The 15754-nt window shown below is 57.7% G+C and carries 13 protein-coding genes, 1 pseudogene and 1 other annotated feature; of the genes and pseudogenes, 3 read left to right on the top strand and 11 right to left on the bottom strand.

Features of this window, described 5'->3' with window-relative positions; all coding sequences use genetic code 11:
- Window positions 1-70: 70 nt before the first annotated feature.
- The 9 genes from AAHB66_RS05265 to AAHB66_RS05225 form a co-directional block, all read right to left on the bottom strand.
- The gene (locus AAHB66_RS05265) at window positions 71-1375 is read right to left on the bottom strand and encodes an inosine/guanosine kinase (protein WP_156265068.1); all 1305 of its coding nucleotides are present in this window, start codon (window positions 1373-1375) and stop codon (window positions 71-73) included.
- A 62-nt stretch (window positions 1376-1437) separates the two neighbouring features.
- Window positions 1438-2400: a ferrochelatase gene (gene hemH, locus AAHB66_RS05260; RefSeq protein WP_347115421.1), complete on the bottom strand. Its 963-nt coding sequence runs from the start codon at window positions 2398-2400 to the stop codon at window positions 1438-1440.
- 124 nt (window positions 2401-2524) lie between these two features.
- Window positions 2525-3169: an adenylate kinase gene (gene adk, locus AAHB66_RS05255; RefSeq protein WP_307762192.1), complete on the bottom strand. Its 645-nt coding sequence runs from the start codon at window positions 3167-3169 to the stop codon at window positions 2525-2527.
- A 223-nt stretch (window positions 3170-3392) separates the two neighbouring features.
- Window positions 3393-5267, bottom strand: a complete 1875-nt coding sequence (htpG, locus tag AAHB66_RS05250; RefSeq protein WP_347115420.1) for a molecular chaperone HtpG — start codon at window positions 5265-5267, stop codon at window positions 3393-3395.
- A gap of 111 nt (window positions 5268-5378) precedes the next feature.
- Window positions 5379-5984, bottom strand: coding sequence for a recombination mediator RecR (recR, locus tag AAHB66_RS05245; protein WP_142488473.1), 606 nt, complete (start codon window positions 5982-5984; stop codon window positions 5379-5381).
- On the bottom strand, window positions 5984-6316 hold the full coding sequence (locus tag AAHB66_RS05240) for a YbaB/EbfC family nucleoid-associated protein (protein WP_032616874.1): 333 nt from the start codon (window positions 6314-6316) through the stop codon (window positions 5984-5986). Before AAHB66_RS05240 ends, recR begins: the two co-directional genes overlap by 1 nt.
- 53 nt (window positions 6317-6369) lie before the next feature.
- Window positions 6370-8304: a DNA polymerase III subunit gamma/tau gene (gene dnaX / locus AAHB66_RS05235; protein ID WP_347115419.1), complete on the bottom strand. Its 1935-nt coding sequence runs from the start codon at window positions 8302-8304 to the stop codon at window positions 6370-6372.
- Window positions 6976-7040: a sequence feature (DnaX frameshifting element), on the bottom strand. Its footprint overlaps the gene before it by 65 nt.
- Window positions 8305-8393: 89 nt before the next feature.
- A complete protein-coding gene (gene apt / locus AAHB66_RS05230) occupies window positions 8394-8945 on the bottom strand; it encodes an adenine phosphoribosyltransferase (RefSeq protein WP_000127359.1) in 552 nt (183 codons plus the stop codon).
- 155 nt (window positions 8946-9100) lie between these two features.
- Entirely contained in the window at window positions 9101-9475 is a 375-nt protein-coding gene (locus AAHB66_RS05225; protein ID WP_347115418.1) for a DUF454 family protein, read from the bottom strand.
- Between the two features lie 50 nt (window positions 9476-9525).
- Here AAHB66_RS05225 and priC point away from each other — a divergent pair, with 50 nt between their 5' ends.
- Both priC and rsmS read left to right on the top strand, forming a co-directional pair.
- Window positions 9526-10053 (top strand): primosomal replication protein N'', encoded by a 528-nt coding sequence (gene priC, locus AAHB66_RS05220; protein WP_347115417.1) that lies wholly within the window; start codon window positions 9526-9528, stop codon window positions 10051-10053.
- Window positions 10054-10065: 12 nt separating this feature from the next.
- Complete coding sequence (gene rsmS / locus AAHB66_RS05215) at window positions 10066-10224, top strand: pleiotropic regulatory protein RsmS (protein ID WP_312998359.1); 159 nt, start codon at window positions 10066-10068, stop codon at window positions 10222-10224.
- A gap of 63 nt (window positions 10225-10287) precedes the next feature.
- On the opposite strand, the gene mscK is transcribed toward rsmS, so the two are convergent.
- Both mscK and acrR read right to left on the bottom strand, forming a co-directional pair.
- Window positions 10288-13635, bottom strand: coding sequence for a mechanosensitive channel MscK (gene mscK / locus AAHB66_RS05210; RefSeq protein WP_347115416.1), 3348 nt, complete (start codon window positions 13633-13635; stop codon window positions 10288-10290).
- A 111-nt stretch (window positions 13636-13746) separates the two neighbouring features.
- Window positions 13747-14401 (bottom strand): annotated as a pseudogene (gene acrR, locus AAHB66_RS05205) (multidrug efflux transporter transcriptional repressor AcrR).
- A gap of 142 nt (window positions 14402-14543) precedes the next feature.
- Here acrR and acrA point away from each other — a divergent pair.
- Complete coding sequence (acrA, locus tag AAHB66_RS05200) at window positions 14544-15737, top strand: multidrug efflux RND transporter periplasmic adaptor subunit AcrA (protein WP_337016271.1); 1194 nt, start codon at window positions 14544-14546, stop codon at window positions 15735-15737.
- The last annotated feature ends 17 nt before the right edge of the window (window positions 15738-15754 follow it).

The following is a 15754-nucleotide window of genomic DNA, read 5'->3' as shown; positions in this document are numbered from 1 at the left end:
TCTCCCACGGGGAGAGGGTACCTGAATCTCCCTCTCCCTTAGGGAGAGGGCTGGGGTGAGGGTGAAAGCATTATCTGTCCCAGTACGACTCTTCCAGGCTATCTTCTCTTTCCGGCAGACCGCGCGTCAGACGCGGTGAATGCTGGTTCAGCACCTGATAACTGACGCGGTTCGCGTACTTACACACCTGGGCCAACGACGAGTAGGTCAGCCATGAGAACTTGTGTTTGCTGGAGTTCGGCACGTTGGTGCGGTGGAAGGCGTTCGCGGTGATATCGTGCAGCAGCGCCGCCAGCGCGCCGTCGCCTGCACCGTTGGTGTTCATGATCTTCTCCGGCCCGCCCATATACGGGGCGATGTGCGAGAAGATACGCAGCGGATTAACACAGTCTTTGTGGCGCATGGCGCGGCTGAATTCAAACTGGTTAAACTCGGCAATCGCCCCCGGCAGCAGCGGATGCTGGGTTTTGCGCTTCGCCTCTTCTTCGGTGAAACCGGCCATATACAGGCCCACCGGCCCGGCGGTGCAGAGCACCAGATCGACCCAGTCCAGCGCCTTGTCGGACGCCAGGAGCGGATCGCTCTCCCCGGTCAGGGCTTCGGCCTCTTCTTCATTCATCGCCAGAATCGAGACGTGCTCTTTCAGGAACGCCTGCCACCACTCGGGGTTATCGGCGATAACGAATTTGGTGCCCAGGGTCAGGACCACCGGCACGTTGTACTTCTTTGCGTACTCCACCGCCTTCATGGTTGCTTCCGGCATCGGCTCGCCCGGCTTGCAGCGCACCAGATAGGAGGTCAGCACCAGCGCCGACGCCCCGGCAATGACCTCTTCCGGGATGCTCTCGGCGCGCAGCTTGTTCATGTGCCCCGGGCTGATGGCGAAGGTCCGCTCGCCGGATTCCCCGATCAGCGTAAAGCAGCGGCCAATCGCCCCGTCCACGCCCTGGAGGTAGTTCAGATCGGTACGGCTGGAGGTGTTGCACAGATAGCGGTAGGCGTAACTGCCAATTTCGATGTTGCTGCACATCACGCCCAGCAGCACGGAGCGGTCATCGGCCAGCACGGAGTAGTTGTGCATGGTGTTGCCGATGGTGCCCCCGGCAAACTGATGGGTGATCAGGTTGTCCCGTACCAGCTCCTGGTAGAGCGCTTCCGCCACATCGTCTTCGATAACCAGAGAGTGCCCGGCGCTCAGGCCGTAACGCGCGACAAACGCATCGTCCACTTTTGCTTCAATATCCACCAGCGTCTGATCGATACCCACCACCCAGGCGGCGTTGGTCTCATTTTCCGGCTGAATTTGCTGCAGCAGCGGATCGCGGGCGTTAACGGGAAAGTAGTGTTTGGATTTGCGTTTACCGGGAAATTTCATGTTCTGAGCTACGAGTGACGGTTGGGCCGGAAATGGTAGCATAAACCCGGCCCGGAGTGCGATTAGCGGCTGTTGGTCGCCAGGGAGACCATCATCTCGATGTGCTCAGGATCGTCGTTCAGCGCCGGAATGTACTCGTACTTTTCCCCGCCCGCTTCAAGGAAGAACTCCCGGTTTTGCACCGCGATCTCCTCCAGCGTCTCCAGACAGTCTGCCGCAAAACCCGGCGACATCACCTGAATATGCTTCACCCCCTTCTCACCCAGCATTTTGAGGGTTTCGTCGGTATAAGGGGTCAGCCAGGGCTCGCGGCCAAAGCGCGACTGGAAGGTCATCATCACCTTCTCCGGCGGCAGGCCGAGCGCCGAGACCAGCTCACGGGTGGTATCGCGGCAGCGCTGCGGATAGTCGTCCCCTTCGTCGGCAAATCGCTGCGGGATCCCGTGATAGGAGAGCAACAGCAGGTCCGGCTCGCCGTGTTTCGCAAAGGAGGCGCGCGCGCTGCGGGCAAGGGCGTTGATATACATGTCGTTATCCGCGTAATCGCGAATAAAGGTCACGGATGGAATGCGGCGACGGGTCGCCAGAATGCGCGCCAGCTCGTCCCAGACGGCGGCCACGGTGGAGCAGGAGTATTGCGGATAGAGCGCCAGCACCACGATGTGGTCCACGCCCTGCGCCAGCAGTTCTGTGACGGCGCTTTCCAGCGACGGTTTACCGTAACTCATCCCCAGCGCAACCGGCGTATCCGGCAGACGAGCGGCGAGCGCTTTCTCCTGACGACGGCTGTAGACCATCAGCGGCGAACCCTCTTCCATCCAGACGGACTGATAGAGTTTTGCCACGCGCGGCGAACGGATCGGCAGGATCACGCCGCGCAGCAATGGCCACCACAGCAGACGCGGGGTATCCACAACGCGCGTATCGCTCAAAAACTGGCGCAGATAACGGCTGACCGCTGCGGGGGTTGGGGCTTCGGGGGTACCTAAATTGGCAAGCAGGATGCCGGTTTTCGCCTGACTCATTCACGCCTCATAACCTTTTAACAGGCTGATAAGTGTATCTGAAAAGTGCGTAAACGGAACCCATTGCTGCGATAGACGAAATGAGAATTTTTCTCACCCGGGAGCCCGGGTGAGAGAGGTGCGATTAGCCGAGGATTTTTTCCAGCTCTGCACGGACTTCTGCGACAGGCTTAGTGCCGTCGACTTTGGCATATTGGGTGTTACCCGCCTGCGCTTCTTTCGAGTAGTAGCCGATCAGCGGCGCGGTCATCTGATGGTATTCCACCAGGCGCTTACGCACGGTCTCTTCCTGATCGTCTTTACGGGTGGTCAGCTCTTCGCCGGTCACGTCGTCTTTGCCTTCCACCTTAGGCGGATTGAATTTGATGTGGTAAACGCGGCCGGAAGCGGCGTGTACGCGACGACCGATGATGCGGTCAACGATCAGCTCGTCCGGTACGTCGAACTCCAGCACGTAGTCCACGTTGATGCCCGCTTCTTTCATGGCATCAGCCTGAGGAATGGTACGCGGGAAGCCATCCAGCAGGAAACCGTTGCGGCAATCTTCCTGAGTAATGCGTTCTTTAACCAGAGCGATCACCAGCTCGTCGGTTACCAGTTTGCCGGCGTCCATAATATCTTTCGCCTGTTTGCCCAGCTCGGAGCCAGATTTAACAGCGGCACGCAGCATGTCACCGGTAGAGATTTGCGGAATACCGTATTTCTCCATGATGAACTGAGCCTGAGTTCCTTTACCCGCGCCCGGAGCGCCAAGCAGAATAATACGCATTGCGAAAATCCCCTCAAAAGTTGGTTCAATTTTTCAAAAGCGCTAAACAATACCATCAGAACGGATGTGGCTCAAGGAAGGCGGGGAGGCTGAAACGGTTAATGAGGGGAATTTATTAGAGGGTGCGGTAATGTCCCCTCACCCCGGCCCTCTCCCCAAAGGGGAGAGGGTGTTCGAGTTCCCTCTCCCCTTTGGGGAGAGGGTTAGGGTGAGGGGCTGTTTATTAGCTCAGCAGCAATGCATTCACGCGCTTGATGAACTGGTTTGGATCTTCCAGCGTGCCGCGCTCGGCCAGCAGGGACTGATCCAGCAGAAGTTCAACCCACTCGGCAAAGCGCGTCTCGTCCTGAGTCTCGGCCGCGCGTTTCACCAGGGCGTGATCCGGGTTCAGTTCAAAGATGTACTTCACTTCCGGTACGCTCTGGCCCGCAGCGGCGAACAGCTTCGCCATCTGGGTGCTCATCTCGTCGGCTTCGGTAGTCACGATGGCCGGAGTATCGGTCAGACGGTGGGTGAAACGCACCTCTTTCACGCGATCGCCCAGATGGGTCTTCACGCGCTCAACAAACGGCTCCAGCGCTTTTTCCGCCTCTTTCGCGCTTTCGTCCACTTCATCCGCCAGCTTGTCGATGGACTCATCGGCTTTGGCAACGGACTGGAACGCTTTACCGCTGAACTCGGTCAGGTAGTTCATCATCCACTCATCGATGCGATCGGAAAGCAGCAGCACTTCGATGCCTTTCTTACGCAGCAGCTCCAGGTGCGGGCTGCTCTTCGCCGCGGCATAGCTGTCGGCGGTGATGTAGTAGATCTTCTCCTGCCCTTCCTTCATGCGGGAGATGTACTCTTCCAGCGACACGGTCTGCTCGGAAGAGTCGGTGTGCGTGGAGGCAAAGCGCAGCAGTTTGGCAATGGCTTCAACGTTAGACGCATCTTCCGCCGGGCCCTCTTTCAGCACCAGGCCGAACTGTTTCCAGAAGGTCTGGTATTTTTCCGCGTCGTCTTTCGCCAGCTTGTCCAGCATCTGCAGGGCGCGTTTGCTCAGCGCGGTGCGCAGGTTGCGGGTCACGGTGCTGTCCTGCAGGATCTCACGGGAGACGTTCAGCGGCAGGTCGTTGGAGTCGATCAGGCCACGCACAAAACGCAGATAGTTCGGCATGAACTGCTCGGCTTCGTCCATGATGAACACGCGCTGGACGTACAGCTTCAGACCGTGCTTGTGATCGCGGTTCCACATATCCCACGGCGCCTGCGCCGGGATGTACAGCAGGCTGGTGTACTCCTGCTTACCTTCCACACGGTTGTGGCTCCAGGTCAGCGGATCGGTAAAGTCGTGGGCGATGTGTTTGTAAAACTCGGTGTACTCGTCGTCTTTGATCTCAGACTTGTTGCGCGTCCACAGCGCCTGCGCCTTGTTGATCTTCTCCCAGGAGATGACGGTTTCGCCGTCCTGCTCTTCCTGTTTTTCGATCTCGACCGGCAGGGCGATATGGTCAGAATATTTGCTGATAATAGAGCGCACGCGCCAGTCGTTGAGGAAGTCGTCTTCCCCTTCGCGCAGGTGCAGGGTGATCTCGGTGCCGCGATCGGCTTTGGTGATATCCGCAACGGTGTATTCGCCTTCGCCGTGGGATTCCCAGAACACGCCGCTTTCAGCGCTTTCGCCTGCGGCACGGGTGCGCACGGTGACTTTATCCGCCACGATGAACGCCGAGTAGAAGCCCACGCCGAACTGGCCGATCAGCTGGCTGTCTTTCGCCTGATCGGAACCCATCGACTGCAGGAAGGCTTTGGTGCCGGATTTCGCGATGGTGCCCAGATGGTCGATCGCTTCATCGCGGGTCATGCCGATGCCGTTGTCGGCGATAGTCAGGGTGCGGTTCTCTTTATCAAAGGAGACGCGCACGCGCAGTTCGCCGTCACCTTCGTACAGCTCTGGCTTCGACAGCGCGCGGAAACGCAGCTTGTCCGCCGCATCAGAGGCGTTAGAGATAAGCTCGCGCAGGAAGATTTCTTTATTGGAATAAAGAGAATGGATCATCAGGTGCAGAAGTTGTTTTACCTCTGACTGGAAACCGCGGGTTTCTTGTCCTTTCATACTAAGTCGACCTCAACAATGCCATTTAATGGGGTTTAAAAGCGTTGAGGGAGAGATGGGGATAAGCGGGAAGGTTTTCAAGCGGAGGCCACGGCTGCAGCCTCCGTTTGGTCAGAAAATAATCTTGTGACGCCCGGCCAGAGAGTGTGACAGCGTGGTGCCGTCCACCATCTCCAGCTCGCCGCCCACCGGAACGCCGTGGGCGATACGGCTGGCGTCGACGCCAGACTCCGCGCACAGCTCGGCGATATAGTTGGCCGTCGCCTCCCCTTCCACCGTTGGGTTGGTGGCGAGGATCACCTCGCTGATCGTTTCCGATTTGAGACGCTGTTCCAGACGGTCCAGACCGATATCATCCGGCCCGATACCGTCCAGCGGCGACAGGTGGCCCATCAGCACAAAGTAGCGCCCGGAAAACTGCCCGGTCTGTTCGATGGCGTAGATGTCCGCAGGACTCTCCACCACGCAGATCTGACCGTTTTCCTGACGACGCGGATTAGCGCAGATGTTGCACACCTCCTGCTCGGTAAAGGTGCGGCAGTCCGCACAGTGACCGATTTCTGACATGGCGCGGGTCAGAGCCTGCGCCAGACGCATGCCGCCGCTGCGATCGCGCTGCAGCAGGGTAAACGCCATGCGCTGCGCTGACTTCGGGCCTACGCCCGGCAGGCAGCGTAGCGCTTCCATTAACTGCGTGAGCAGCGGACTGGTTTGCATCAGAACGGCATCTTAAAGCCCGGTGGCAGCTGCATTCCGGAGGATACAGAGGCCATTTTTTCTTTCTGGGTTTCGTCGATACGGCGCGCAGCATCGTTGAATGCAGCGGCGACCAGATCTTCCAGCATATCTTTGTCGTCTTCGAGCAGGCTTGGGTCGATCTCCACGCGACGGCAGTTATGTGCGCCGTTGATGGTCACTTTAACCAGACCTGCGCCAGATTCGCCGGTAACTTCCATCTGCGCGATCTCTTCCTGCATCTTCTGCATTTTTTCCTGCATCTGCTGGGCCTGCTTCATCAGACCACCCAGACCGCCTTTACCACCAAACATAGGCTTCTCTCTTCTTTCACGTTAAAGATAACAACCGTAAGTCAGACTCACGATCAAATGGGTCGAATACTCTCTTCATCCAGTTCTGCATCAAAGTAGCGCTGCAGGGTCTGAATGTTATTATCCGCGATAATCGACTCACGCGCCTGCGCGAGTTTCTCTTCATAGATGGCCTGACGCCACTCCAGCGGCGTACGCACCGCCGGATTATCATCTTCAATGATGGTCAATTCAACCGGCGCGCCCCGTAATGTGGAGAGCGCCTCAGTCAGCACCTGCTGCGCGCTCGCGGAGTTCAGGTGACGCTGGCCCGGACGCAGATGCAGGCAGATGCGGTTGCCGTCCTGTTCACGCCAGGCGTTGAGGGCGACCTGCTCCACCAGCTTGGGCAGCTTCAACTGGCTGACCTCTGCCGCCCAGGCATCACGCTCCAGCGACTCTTCAGCAAGCTTCGCCGAGAGCTCCGGCGTCTTCTCATGCTCCAGCGCCTTTTTCAGCGCCTTCGGCGTGGCGACTTCCACCTTCACCACTTCGGTGACGGTAGTGGCTTTCCAGCGATAGGCCTCTTTCTTAGCCGGAGCCTGCGGCTCAGGCGTAGCCGATGCAGAACGTGACTGCACCCGATCCGTGACCGAGGCCAGACGTTCAAGCGCGGCGTTATTTACCGGCCGCGCTCTTGCAGGCGCTGCCGGTTCACTCTTTTTTGGCTTGGTTGCTCCCTGCGCGCGTTGCAACTGACTGCGGGCGGCGAGCACCGAACTGGTGGCATCCGACAGCGGCGCATCCTGGCGCGGCGGCGGTGGCGCACTCTGCTGTGCAGGCACCTGCGGCGGCGTCAGCACCGCTGTGGGCGCGACTGGGGCAAACGACGGCGGCTGCACCTCGGGCTCGGGCAGCGGCATGCGTGGATGGAACGCCAGCGCGCGCAGCAGGGTCATTTCGACCCCCATACGTCGGTCGGGGGCGAACGGCAATTCCTTGCGGCCAATTAACAGCGTTTGATAGTAGAGCTGCACGTCCGTTGGCGGAATAGTTCGCGCCAGCTCGCGCATCCGCTGTTCAATGGCGGCCATGTCCGGGCCCAGCGCCGCCGGGGAGAGTTGCACCATCGCAATGCGGTGCAGCAGGCTGAGCATCTCAACCAGCAGGGCTTCCCACTCGATGCCGCGTGACGCCGAGGCGTTAACCAGCTCCATCACCCGCTCGCCGTTGGCCTCGACCACTGCCTCAATCAGCGACAGGGCCTGATCGTCGTCCAGGGTGCCGAGCATGGTGCTGACCGCCAGGGTTGTCAGCTGTCCGTCGCCGCTGGCAATCGCCTGATCGGTGAGGCTGAGGGCGTCGCGCAGGCTGCCGTCGGCGGCACGCGCCAACAGCTGCAGGGCACGCGGTTCATGCGTCACCTGCTCTTCATTCAGAATATGTTCGAGCTGATCGCGGATCTGCCCGACGTCCAGCGCCTTCAGATGGAACTGCAGGCAGCGGGATAAGATGGTCACCGGCAGCTTTTGCGGATCGGTGGTCGCCAGCAGGAATTTGACGTGCGCAGGCGGCTCTTCCAGCGTTTTCAGCAGGGCGTTAAAGCTGTGGCGCGACAGCATGTGCACTTCATCGATCAGATAGACCTTGAAGCGGCCGCGCGCCGGGGCGTACTGGACGTTATCCAGCAGATCGCGGGTATCTTCGACTTTAGTGCGCGAAGCGGCATCGATCTCAATCAGATCGACAAAGCGCCCCTGCTCGATTTCACGGCAGTTATCGCAGACGCCGCACGGCGTGGCGGTGATCCCGCTTTCGCAGTTGAGGCCTTTCGCCAGCAAACGGGCGATAGAGGTTTTACCGACGCCGCGGGTGCCGGAAAAAAGATAGGCGTGATGGATACGTCCTAGCGATAAGCCGTTCGCCAGGGCGGTCAGCACATGTTCCTGGCCGACAACGTCAGCAAAGGTTTGGGGTCGCCATTTACGGGCTAACACCTGATAACTCATGGGCAGGCTCTGCAACGCTGGAAGGTGGATATTCAGGGGGGTAATGCTAACACAACCTCACCCGTTGGGCGAGGTTGCGGGCGGGAGGATTAATGTCCCGGGAATGGCACGAGGCTGTAGCTGGTGATGCCCTGTTTTTCCAGGCGCTGCTCGCCACCCAGATCGAACAGATTGATGATGAAGGCCGCATCGGTCACTTCGCCACCCAGACGACGGATCAGCTTCACGGTCGCCTCAATGGTGCCGCCGGTAGCCAGCAGATCGTCAACCACCAGCACTTTGTCGCCTGGCTTGATCGCATCAACGTGGATCTCCAGCTGGTCGGTACCGTACTCCAGCTCGTAGCTCTCGGCGATAGTTTCGCGTGGCAGTTTGCGCGGCTTACGCACCGGCACAAAACCGACGCCCATTGCCAGCGCTACCGGGGCGCCAAACAGGAAGCCGCGGGCTTCGGTGCCAACAACTTTGGTGATCCCGGCGTTTTTGTAACGCTCAACCAGCAGTTCAATGCTGAGGGCGTACGCTTTCGGGTCTTCCAGCAAGCTGGTGACATCACGGAAAAGAATGCCAGGTTTCGGATAGTCCTGGATGCTTTTGATGCTGTTTTTAAGATATTCAAGCTGCTGCGCAGTTGCGGTCATAAATGGATGCCTGATGAAAACGGTGTTACTCACGGAGCGGATAGAGGGTCGGTCAAGGTAACAATCGTTTAACCTTTAACCAGGCCTGCCCGTGCTCGAAAACGGTCGAATTTACTGGCTGCGCACAAGAATTGCAACAGCCATCCTGATGATTATTACTTTTGTTGCTTTTCATCAACAACCGGGATCCGCCACATGAAAATCAGCAGGCAGGAGAGGATCCCCAGCAGCAGGATCCGCACCCACATGATTTTTACCATCCATAATGAAAAGGCGAAGGTCACAAGGATCACCGCAATGGCCCGCGGCTTCGCACCAGGCGGCATGGCGCGGTGCTGTTGCCAGTGGCGCAGATAGCCGCCAAACCATGAGCGGTACAGCAGCCAGTGGTGAAAACGCGGCGAGGAGCGCGCGAAGCACCAGGCCGCCAGTAATATAAAGGGCGTGGTCGGCAGCAGGGGTAAAACGACGCCCAGCGTGCCGAGCACTACCGCAAGCCAGCCAATGATGATTAGAATAGTACGCTGCATAATGCGAATCGTTATCAAACTGAACGGCTACTGTACCACTGGAGAGCGGATTGAAAACAGCCTTGCTTTTACAGACGCTGCAAAATCAGCTGACGGCCCTGCGTAACCAGGCCGCCCCTCTGATGCAGCACGCCACCCTGAAGCCGCGATTTGACCGGCAGCTGTTCCGCACCCGCAGCACCCTCATTAAAGATTATCTGGATGAAGCCCAGCACAATCTGGATGAGCTGGGCCACGCGGTGGAGAAAGCGCAGACTGAACAGGTCAACTGGCTGGCCACCCACCTGGCGGAGCAGATCTCTGCCCTGCACCGGGAGATCGCCGCCTGGCCTCTGCGCGTCTGGGACAGCCCTTCTGCCGGAGCGACAAAGTGGCAGCGCAAGCGGCTCAAGCATCAGGAGTTTGAGCGGCGGCTGTGTGAAATGAAGTCTGAACGCGAAACGCGGCTGAACCAGGCCGAAACGCTGGAAGAGCAGCAGATGCTGATGCGCGAAATTACCGCGCTGGAGGGGCGGCTTGAACGCTGTCGTAAGGCACTGGATGATATTGAGCGCGTGATTGCGCGCCTGACCCGTTAACAGGAGTAGTGTGTGTCACTGGAAAACGCCCCCGATGAAGTGAAGCTGGCCGTCGACCTGATTATGTTGCTGGAGAACCATGATATTCCGGCGGAAACGGTGCTGAAGGCGCTGGAGATTGTGAGGCGGGATTTTGAAGGAAAAATACCCTCACCCCTGCCCTCTCCCTGAAAGGGAGAGGGAGCAAACCATTCCCTCGCCCCTTTGGGGAGAGGGTTAGGGTGAGGGGAAACGTTAAGCTGGCGTCGGATCGTCCCCCTTCACTTCACGTTTCACTTCCGTATGCTCGTCGCCCTTCTCATTGCGCAGATGCACTTCAAGCTGGTTGAACGCGATGTTGATATTGTTCTCGCGGCACAGACGCTCGATGGTGCGGTTCAGCTCATCGACCGTGTAGCTGCGATCGCGCAGTTCACGCACGTACAGACGCAGTTCATGATTCAGCGTACTCGGGCCGAAGGTGGTGAAGAAGACGGCTGGCTCCGGATCGTGCATCACTTTCGGGTGATCCATCGCCGCTTTCAGCAGCACTTTTTTCACCGCGTCGAGATCGGAACCGTAGGCCACGCCCAGACTGATCACCACGCGGGTGATGGTGTCGGAGAGCGACCAGTTGATCAACCGCTCGGTCACGAAGGCTTTGTTCGGGATGATCACCTCTTTACGATCAAAGTCGGTGATAGTGGTGGCACGGATACGGATCTTGCTGACGGTCCCCGAGAAGGTGCCGATAGTCACGGTATCGCCAATGCGCACCGGACGTTCGAACAGAATAATCAGACCTGAAACGAAGTTACCGAAGATCTCCTGCAAACCAAAACCAAGACCGACCGACAGGGCTGCCGCCAGCCACTGCAGTTTGTCCCACGAGACCCCGAGCGAACCGAAGACGGTCATCGCCCCCGCCACCAGAATCACATAGTTGAGGATCGTGGTGATGGCATACGACGCCCCCTGGCGCATATTCAGGCGCGAGAGTACCAGCACCTCCAGCAGGCCAGGCAGGTTGCGGATCAGTGCCCAGGCTACCACCGACGAGACCAGCGCAAACAGCAGACTGCCCATAGTGACGTTTTTCACCACCGCCGCGCCCGCTTCGGTGCCGTTGTAGTGCCACAGGGTAATACTGTCGAGATAGGCAAAGACGGTGATTAAATCAGACCAGATAGCCCAGAACATCACGCCGAACAGGGCGATCATCACCAGCATGGTGATACGCAGCGTCTGCTGGTTCACCTGCTCCAGGGCGATGGTCGGCTCTTCCTGCGGTTCAGCCCCTTCGGCCCCCTCTTTCACCATATTCTGCCGACGCGCCAGCGCACGACGATAGGCGATACGCCGGGCGGCAACGCTAAGTCCGCGCAGGACGGTCTGGTACAGCAGGTTCCAGAAGATCACCAGATAGACGGTTTCAATCCAGCGGCCTGACAGACGCAGAGTGGTATAGAAATAGCCGGTGGCCGTCAGCACCATCAGCGCCAGCGGGATAATGGACAGCACGGTGACCGTCGCCAGGCGGATGGCGTGGGACTCTTTATCGCGCCAGCTGTCACGGCACATCGGCCACATCAACACGCTGATGAGCAGCAGGTTCAGCAGGATCACGAACTGCCCCAGCACGTCGTCCATCAGGTGCAGCGGGGAGAGTTCCGCCACCACTGACCAGAAGTGCAGCGGCAGCAGCGCGAGGCTGATGCGCACAATCTGGCGTCGCCAGTGGCTGGTCAGCTGGGCAGGCATATTGAAGTGGCTCACCGCCACGCCGTCTTTCTCCAGCACTTTCCAGCACAGGCCAAACACCAGCCAGAACAGCGCCAGCTTTTTACTGAAGGCCCACAGCAGATCGCTGACGTTGAGCTGCATGGTGAGCAGGATCAGCCCCGCAGCCAGAATTAACAGGCAGACCGGCAGGGCGCGGATCAGATCGATAAGAATCGCTTTCGGGGTATGAAGCTGGCTGTCATTACGCAGCTGCCCCACTTCATTCGCCAGCTTCGCCTGGTACTTTTTCAGCCAGCCGAGACGCCAGCGGATTAACCCGGCAATCAGCAACAGCGGCAAACCCGCCAGGAAGGCAAAGGCCACCGCCGGACCGGCTTTTTCCCAGTTAACGGTGATTTTCATCCCTTTAATCTGGTCTTTCAGCATGCCCGGGAAGGATTTGATCCAGTCCCAGTCCATCGGTTTGTTGCTGTTTACCCAGAAAATTTGCTGGGTGAGGATCTCCTGCAGGCTTTTGGAAACGCTCACCAGCTGCTGCTGGTTAATCTGCAGGTTAATGGCCATCATCAGCTGGTTGCCCAGCTGTTTATTCAGCTGGTCGAGCAGCTCGCGGCGCATATCCACCACCTGCAACAGCGCATCGTGGACTTCATCATTGACGTCGCTGCTGTGGCCCTCTTCCACTTTGGCAACAAAGGCATCGCTCTGGAACAGGGCGTCGCGCTGCTGGTTGACCTCAAACTGCTCCAGACGCAGATCCGCAATGCGGTTGGTCATGTCTTCCAGTTCGTCGGCGGAGGGTAAGGTCTGCTGTTGCTGATACAGAATACGCGACAGCAGCAGGCTGCCTTTCAGGACGGCGATCTGCTCTTTGATGTTGCGTTCTGACTGCAGGGCACGATCCAGCCAGTTTTTGACTTTAATGTTCTGCTGAACCAGCGAGTTGCCGTTTTCGGTGGCGGTAATCAAACGCTGGCTGAGCTGATGGTTGGCATCCAGCTCCTGCTTCACCAGCGGGTTTTCCTGGATACGGGCAGTTTCGTCCGGGTTGACGGCCTCCTGCGCGGTCTTCTCCGTCAGGGTCAGTCGCTTGCTGTTGACCGCCTCCTGCAACAGCTGCAGCTGATGCTCCAGACGGTTGATGTTGGCGGTGACGTAGTCGCGCTGTTTTTGCAGGGTATCCTGCAGCACGGTGTTGCCTTCCAGGCTCTTACGCTGCTGTTCGATCTGCGCATTCAGCAGCTGCTGCTGTGCCAGCAGTAGCGTTTGCTGGGTGGGGCGTAATGCCGCCTCGCCCGCAGAGGTGCCGTTCAGGCGATTGCGGATCTGCTGCAGCTGCTGAGACGCGGTGTACATCGCATTCTGCACCCGCTCCGGCTGGGTTTGCAGTGAAACCAGCTGGCTGTTGTAGGTGGCGAGATCGCTTTGCGCGGTTTGTAAATCATCGAGCAGCTGCGCCACGCGCAGTTCCAGCTGACGCAACGACAAGGTCGCCAGCGTTTTGCGGGTCTCTGCATCGTTATCGACATCGCCCAGCGCGTTGAGGCTCTCGGTCGCCTTGCGCATCGCTTCCGGCGCCTGAGCCACCTTCTGGCGAAGCTGCGTGGTTTCCGCTTTGACCCGTTCGAGCTTGTCGACGGTCTCCAGGGTTTCCGTCAGATCCTGCTGGACCAGCTTGTCCTGCGGAGTAAGCTCTTTCTGTTTACTCAGGGCATCGAGCTGGCTCTGGATATCTGCCCGCGTTGGCGTGTCACTGGTATTATCGGCACGCGCCAACGCAGCCGATGAAGCCGTCAATGCGAGAAAGAAAACCAGAATAAAAGCCAGAAGAGGATGCTGTTTGCGTGTGTAGTGCAACATAGTTATGTGTAATTCGTGTGATGAATGACGAAAAAAGACCGGCGTGAAGAATATCACGGCAGTCGGGTGCAAAATAGCGTCAACTGTCGGCTCCTGGACAATTCCTGGCCGTCAGGCAGGGAGCGACTCCGGCTGCGCGCGCAGCGTCGGGCAGAGCTGATACATCTCCAGCAGGATAGCCACATAATCACGGGCTTCCCGTTGCAGATCAAAAGACTGGGGGGCGAAAAGCCAGTTTTCCATAATGCCGGAAATATAGCTGCGCATCAGAATAGCGGCGCGACGGGTCAGCAAATTAGCGGGCAGCATTTTGGCTTTAATACAGTGCGTCAGGGTCTGTTCAATACGATCGTAACTTTCGAGGCATAAACTGCGCTGTGCCTGTTGCACAACGGCCATTTCCCCGACAAACTCGCATTTGTGGAAAATGATCTCCATCATCAGGCGGCGACGCTCCTCAATAACAGTCGCCTCAAGGATATAGACCAGAATCTCTCTTAAAACTGAGAGTGGATCGTCGGGGAATTTTGCCCGATACTCAGTCTCGAGATCCCCAATACTGGATTCTGACAGCTCCCAAATTTCACCAAATAAATCTGACTTATTTTTGAAATGCCAGTAAATCGCTCCCCGGGTTACCCCCGCCGCCTGAGCAATCTGTGCCAGCGAAGTGGAAGAAACCCCCCTGTTGCGAGAACAAGCGCAAAGCAACATCAAGGATGTGCTGGCGTGTCGCAAGTGCTTGTTGTTTGGTTTTTCGTGCCATACCTTGGTGAATTTACAGGAGTCAGATTTACATACATTTATGAATGTATGTACCATAGCACGACGATAATATAAACGCAGCAATGGGTTTGTGGACGCGTGATCCATTGATCAATTTGAAATCGGAAACTCGAGGTTTACATATGAACAAAAACAGAGGGTTAACGCCTCTGGCGATCGTTCTGATGCTCTCAGGCAGCTTAGCGCTTACAGGATGTGACGAAAAACAGGCTCAACAAGGGGCTCAGCAGGTGCCAGAAGTTGGCGTCGTGACGCTCAAATCCGAACCTCTCCAGATAACAACAGAATTACCCGGCCGAACCAGCGCTTACCGCATTGCTGAAGTGCGTCCACAGGTGAGTGGCATCATCCTGAAACGTAATTTTACGGAAGGTGGTGATGTTAAAGCAGGTGATTCTCTGTATCAGATTGATCCCGCTACCTATCAGGCTAATTACGAAAGTGCAAAAGGCGATCTGGCTAAAGCCCAGGCTGCGGCGAAAATTGCCCAGCTGACCGTCAGCCGTTATCAGAAACTGTTGGGTACTCAGTACATCAGCCAACAGGAATACGATAGTGCCCAGGCCGATGCCCAGCAGGCTAACGCTGCCGTTACCGCTGCGAAAGCCGCCGTTGAAACCGCACGTATTAACCTGGCCTATACCAAAGTGACCTCGCCTATCAGCGGTCGCATTGGCAAATCGTCCGTGACCGAAGGTGCCCTGGTGCAGAGCGGCCAGACCAACGCGCTGGCTACCGTGCAGCAGCTTGACCCGATCTATGTCGATGTCACCCAGTCGAGCAATGATTTCCTGCGTCTGAAACAGGAGCTCGAAAACGGCACCCTGAAGCAGGAAAACGGCAAAGCGAAAGTGGAGCTGGTTACCAGCGACGGCATCAAGTTCCCTCAGGCCGGCAGCCTCGAGTTTTCTGACGTAACGGTCGATCAGACCACCGGTTCTATCACCCTGCGCGCCATCTTCCCGAACCCGAACCATACGCTGTTACCGGGTATGTTCGTTCGTGCAAGCCTGGAAGAAGGGACTAACCCAACCGCATTGCTGGTTCCACAGCAGGGTGTGACCCGTACGCCGCGCGGCGATGCCAGTGCAATGGTCATTGGCGCTGAAGACAAAGTCGAAGTCCGTCAGATCACCGCCACCCAGGCGATTGGTGACAAATGGCTGGTCACCGACGGTCTGAAAGATGGCGATCGCGTCATTATTACCGGTTTACAAAAAGTTCGCCCGGGCGCCCAGGTTAAAGCGCAAGAGGTCACGTCTGACAATCAACAACAAGCCTCCGCAGGCGGCCAGTCAGAACAACCTAAGTCTTAACTTAAACAGGAGCCGTT

Origin of the sequence: Leclercia sp. S52 (genome assembly GCF_039727615.1) — a bacterium.
Taxonomy (GTDB): Bacteria; Pseudomonadota; Gammaproteobacteria; order Enterobacterales; family Enterobacteriaceae; genus Enterobacter; species Enterobacter adecarboxylatus_B.
This window is presented reverse-complemented; position numbering and strand designations above follow the sequence as displayed.

Excerpts from the sequence above, each read along its gene's own strand:
- AAHB66_RS05265 (WP_156265068.1), bottom strand. The coding sequence starts at position 1,375 with ATGAAATTTCCCGGTAAACGCAAATCCAAACACTACTTTCCCGTTAAC.
- hemH (WP_347115421.1), bottom strand. The coding sequence starts at position 2,400 with ATGAGTCAGGCGAAAACCGGCATCCTGCTTGCCAATTTAGGTACCCCC.
- adk (WP_307762192.1), bottom strand. The coding sequence starts at position 3,169 with ATGCGTATTATTCTGCTTGGCGCTCCGGGCGCGGGTAAAGGAACTCAG.
- htpG (WP_347115420.1), bottom strand. The coding sequence starts at position 5,267 with ATGAAAGGACAAGAAACCCGCGGTTTCCAGTCAGAGGTAAAACAACTT.
- recR (WP_142488473.1), bottom strand. The coding sequence starts at position 5,984 with ATGCAAACCAGTCCGCTGCTCACGCAGTTAATGGAAGCGCTACGCTGC.
- AAHB66_RS05240 (WP_032616874.1), bottom strand. The coding sequence starts at position 6,316 with ATGTTTGGTGGTAAAGGCGGTCTGGGTGGTCTGATGAAGCAGGCCCAG.
- dnaX (WP_347115419.1), bottom strand. The coding sequence starts at position 8,304 with ATGAGTTATCAGGTGTTAGCCCGTAAATGGCGACCCCAAACCTTTGCT.
- apt (WP_000127359.1), bottom strand. The coding sequence starts at position 8,945 with ATGACCGCAACTGCGCAGCAGCTTGAATATCTTAAAAACAGCATCAAA.
- AAHB66_RS05225 (WP_347115418.1), bottom strand. The coding sequence starts at position 9,475 with ATGCAGCGTACTATTCTAATCATCATTGGCTGGCTTGCGGTAGTGCTC.
- mscK (WP_347115416.1), bottom strand. The coding sequence starts at position 13,635 with ATGTTGCACTACACACGCAAACAGCATCCTCTTCTGGCTTTTATTCTG.
- acrA (WP_337016271.1), top strand. The coding sequence starts at position 14,544 with ATGAACAAAAACAGAGGGTTAACGCCTCTGGCGATCGTTCTGATGCTC.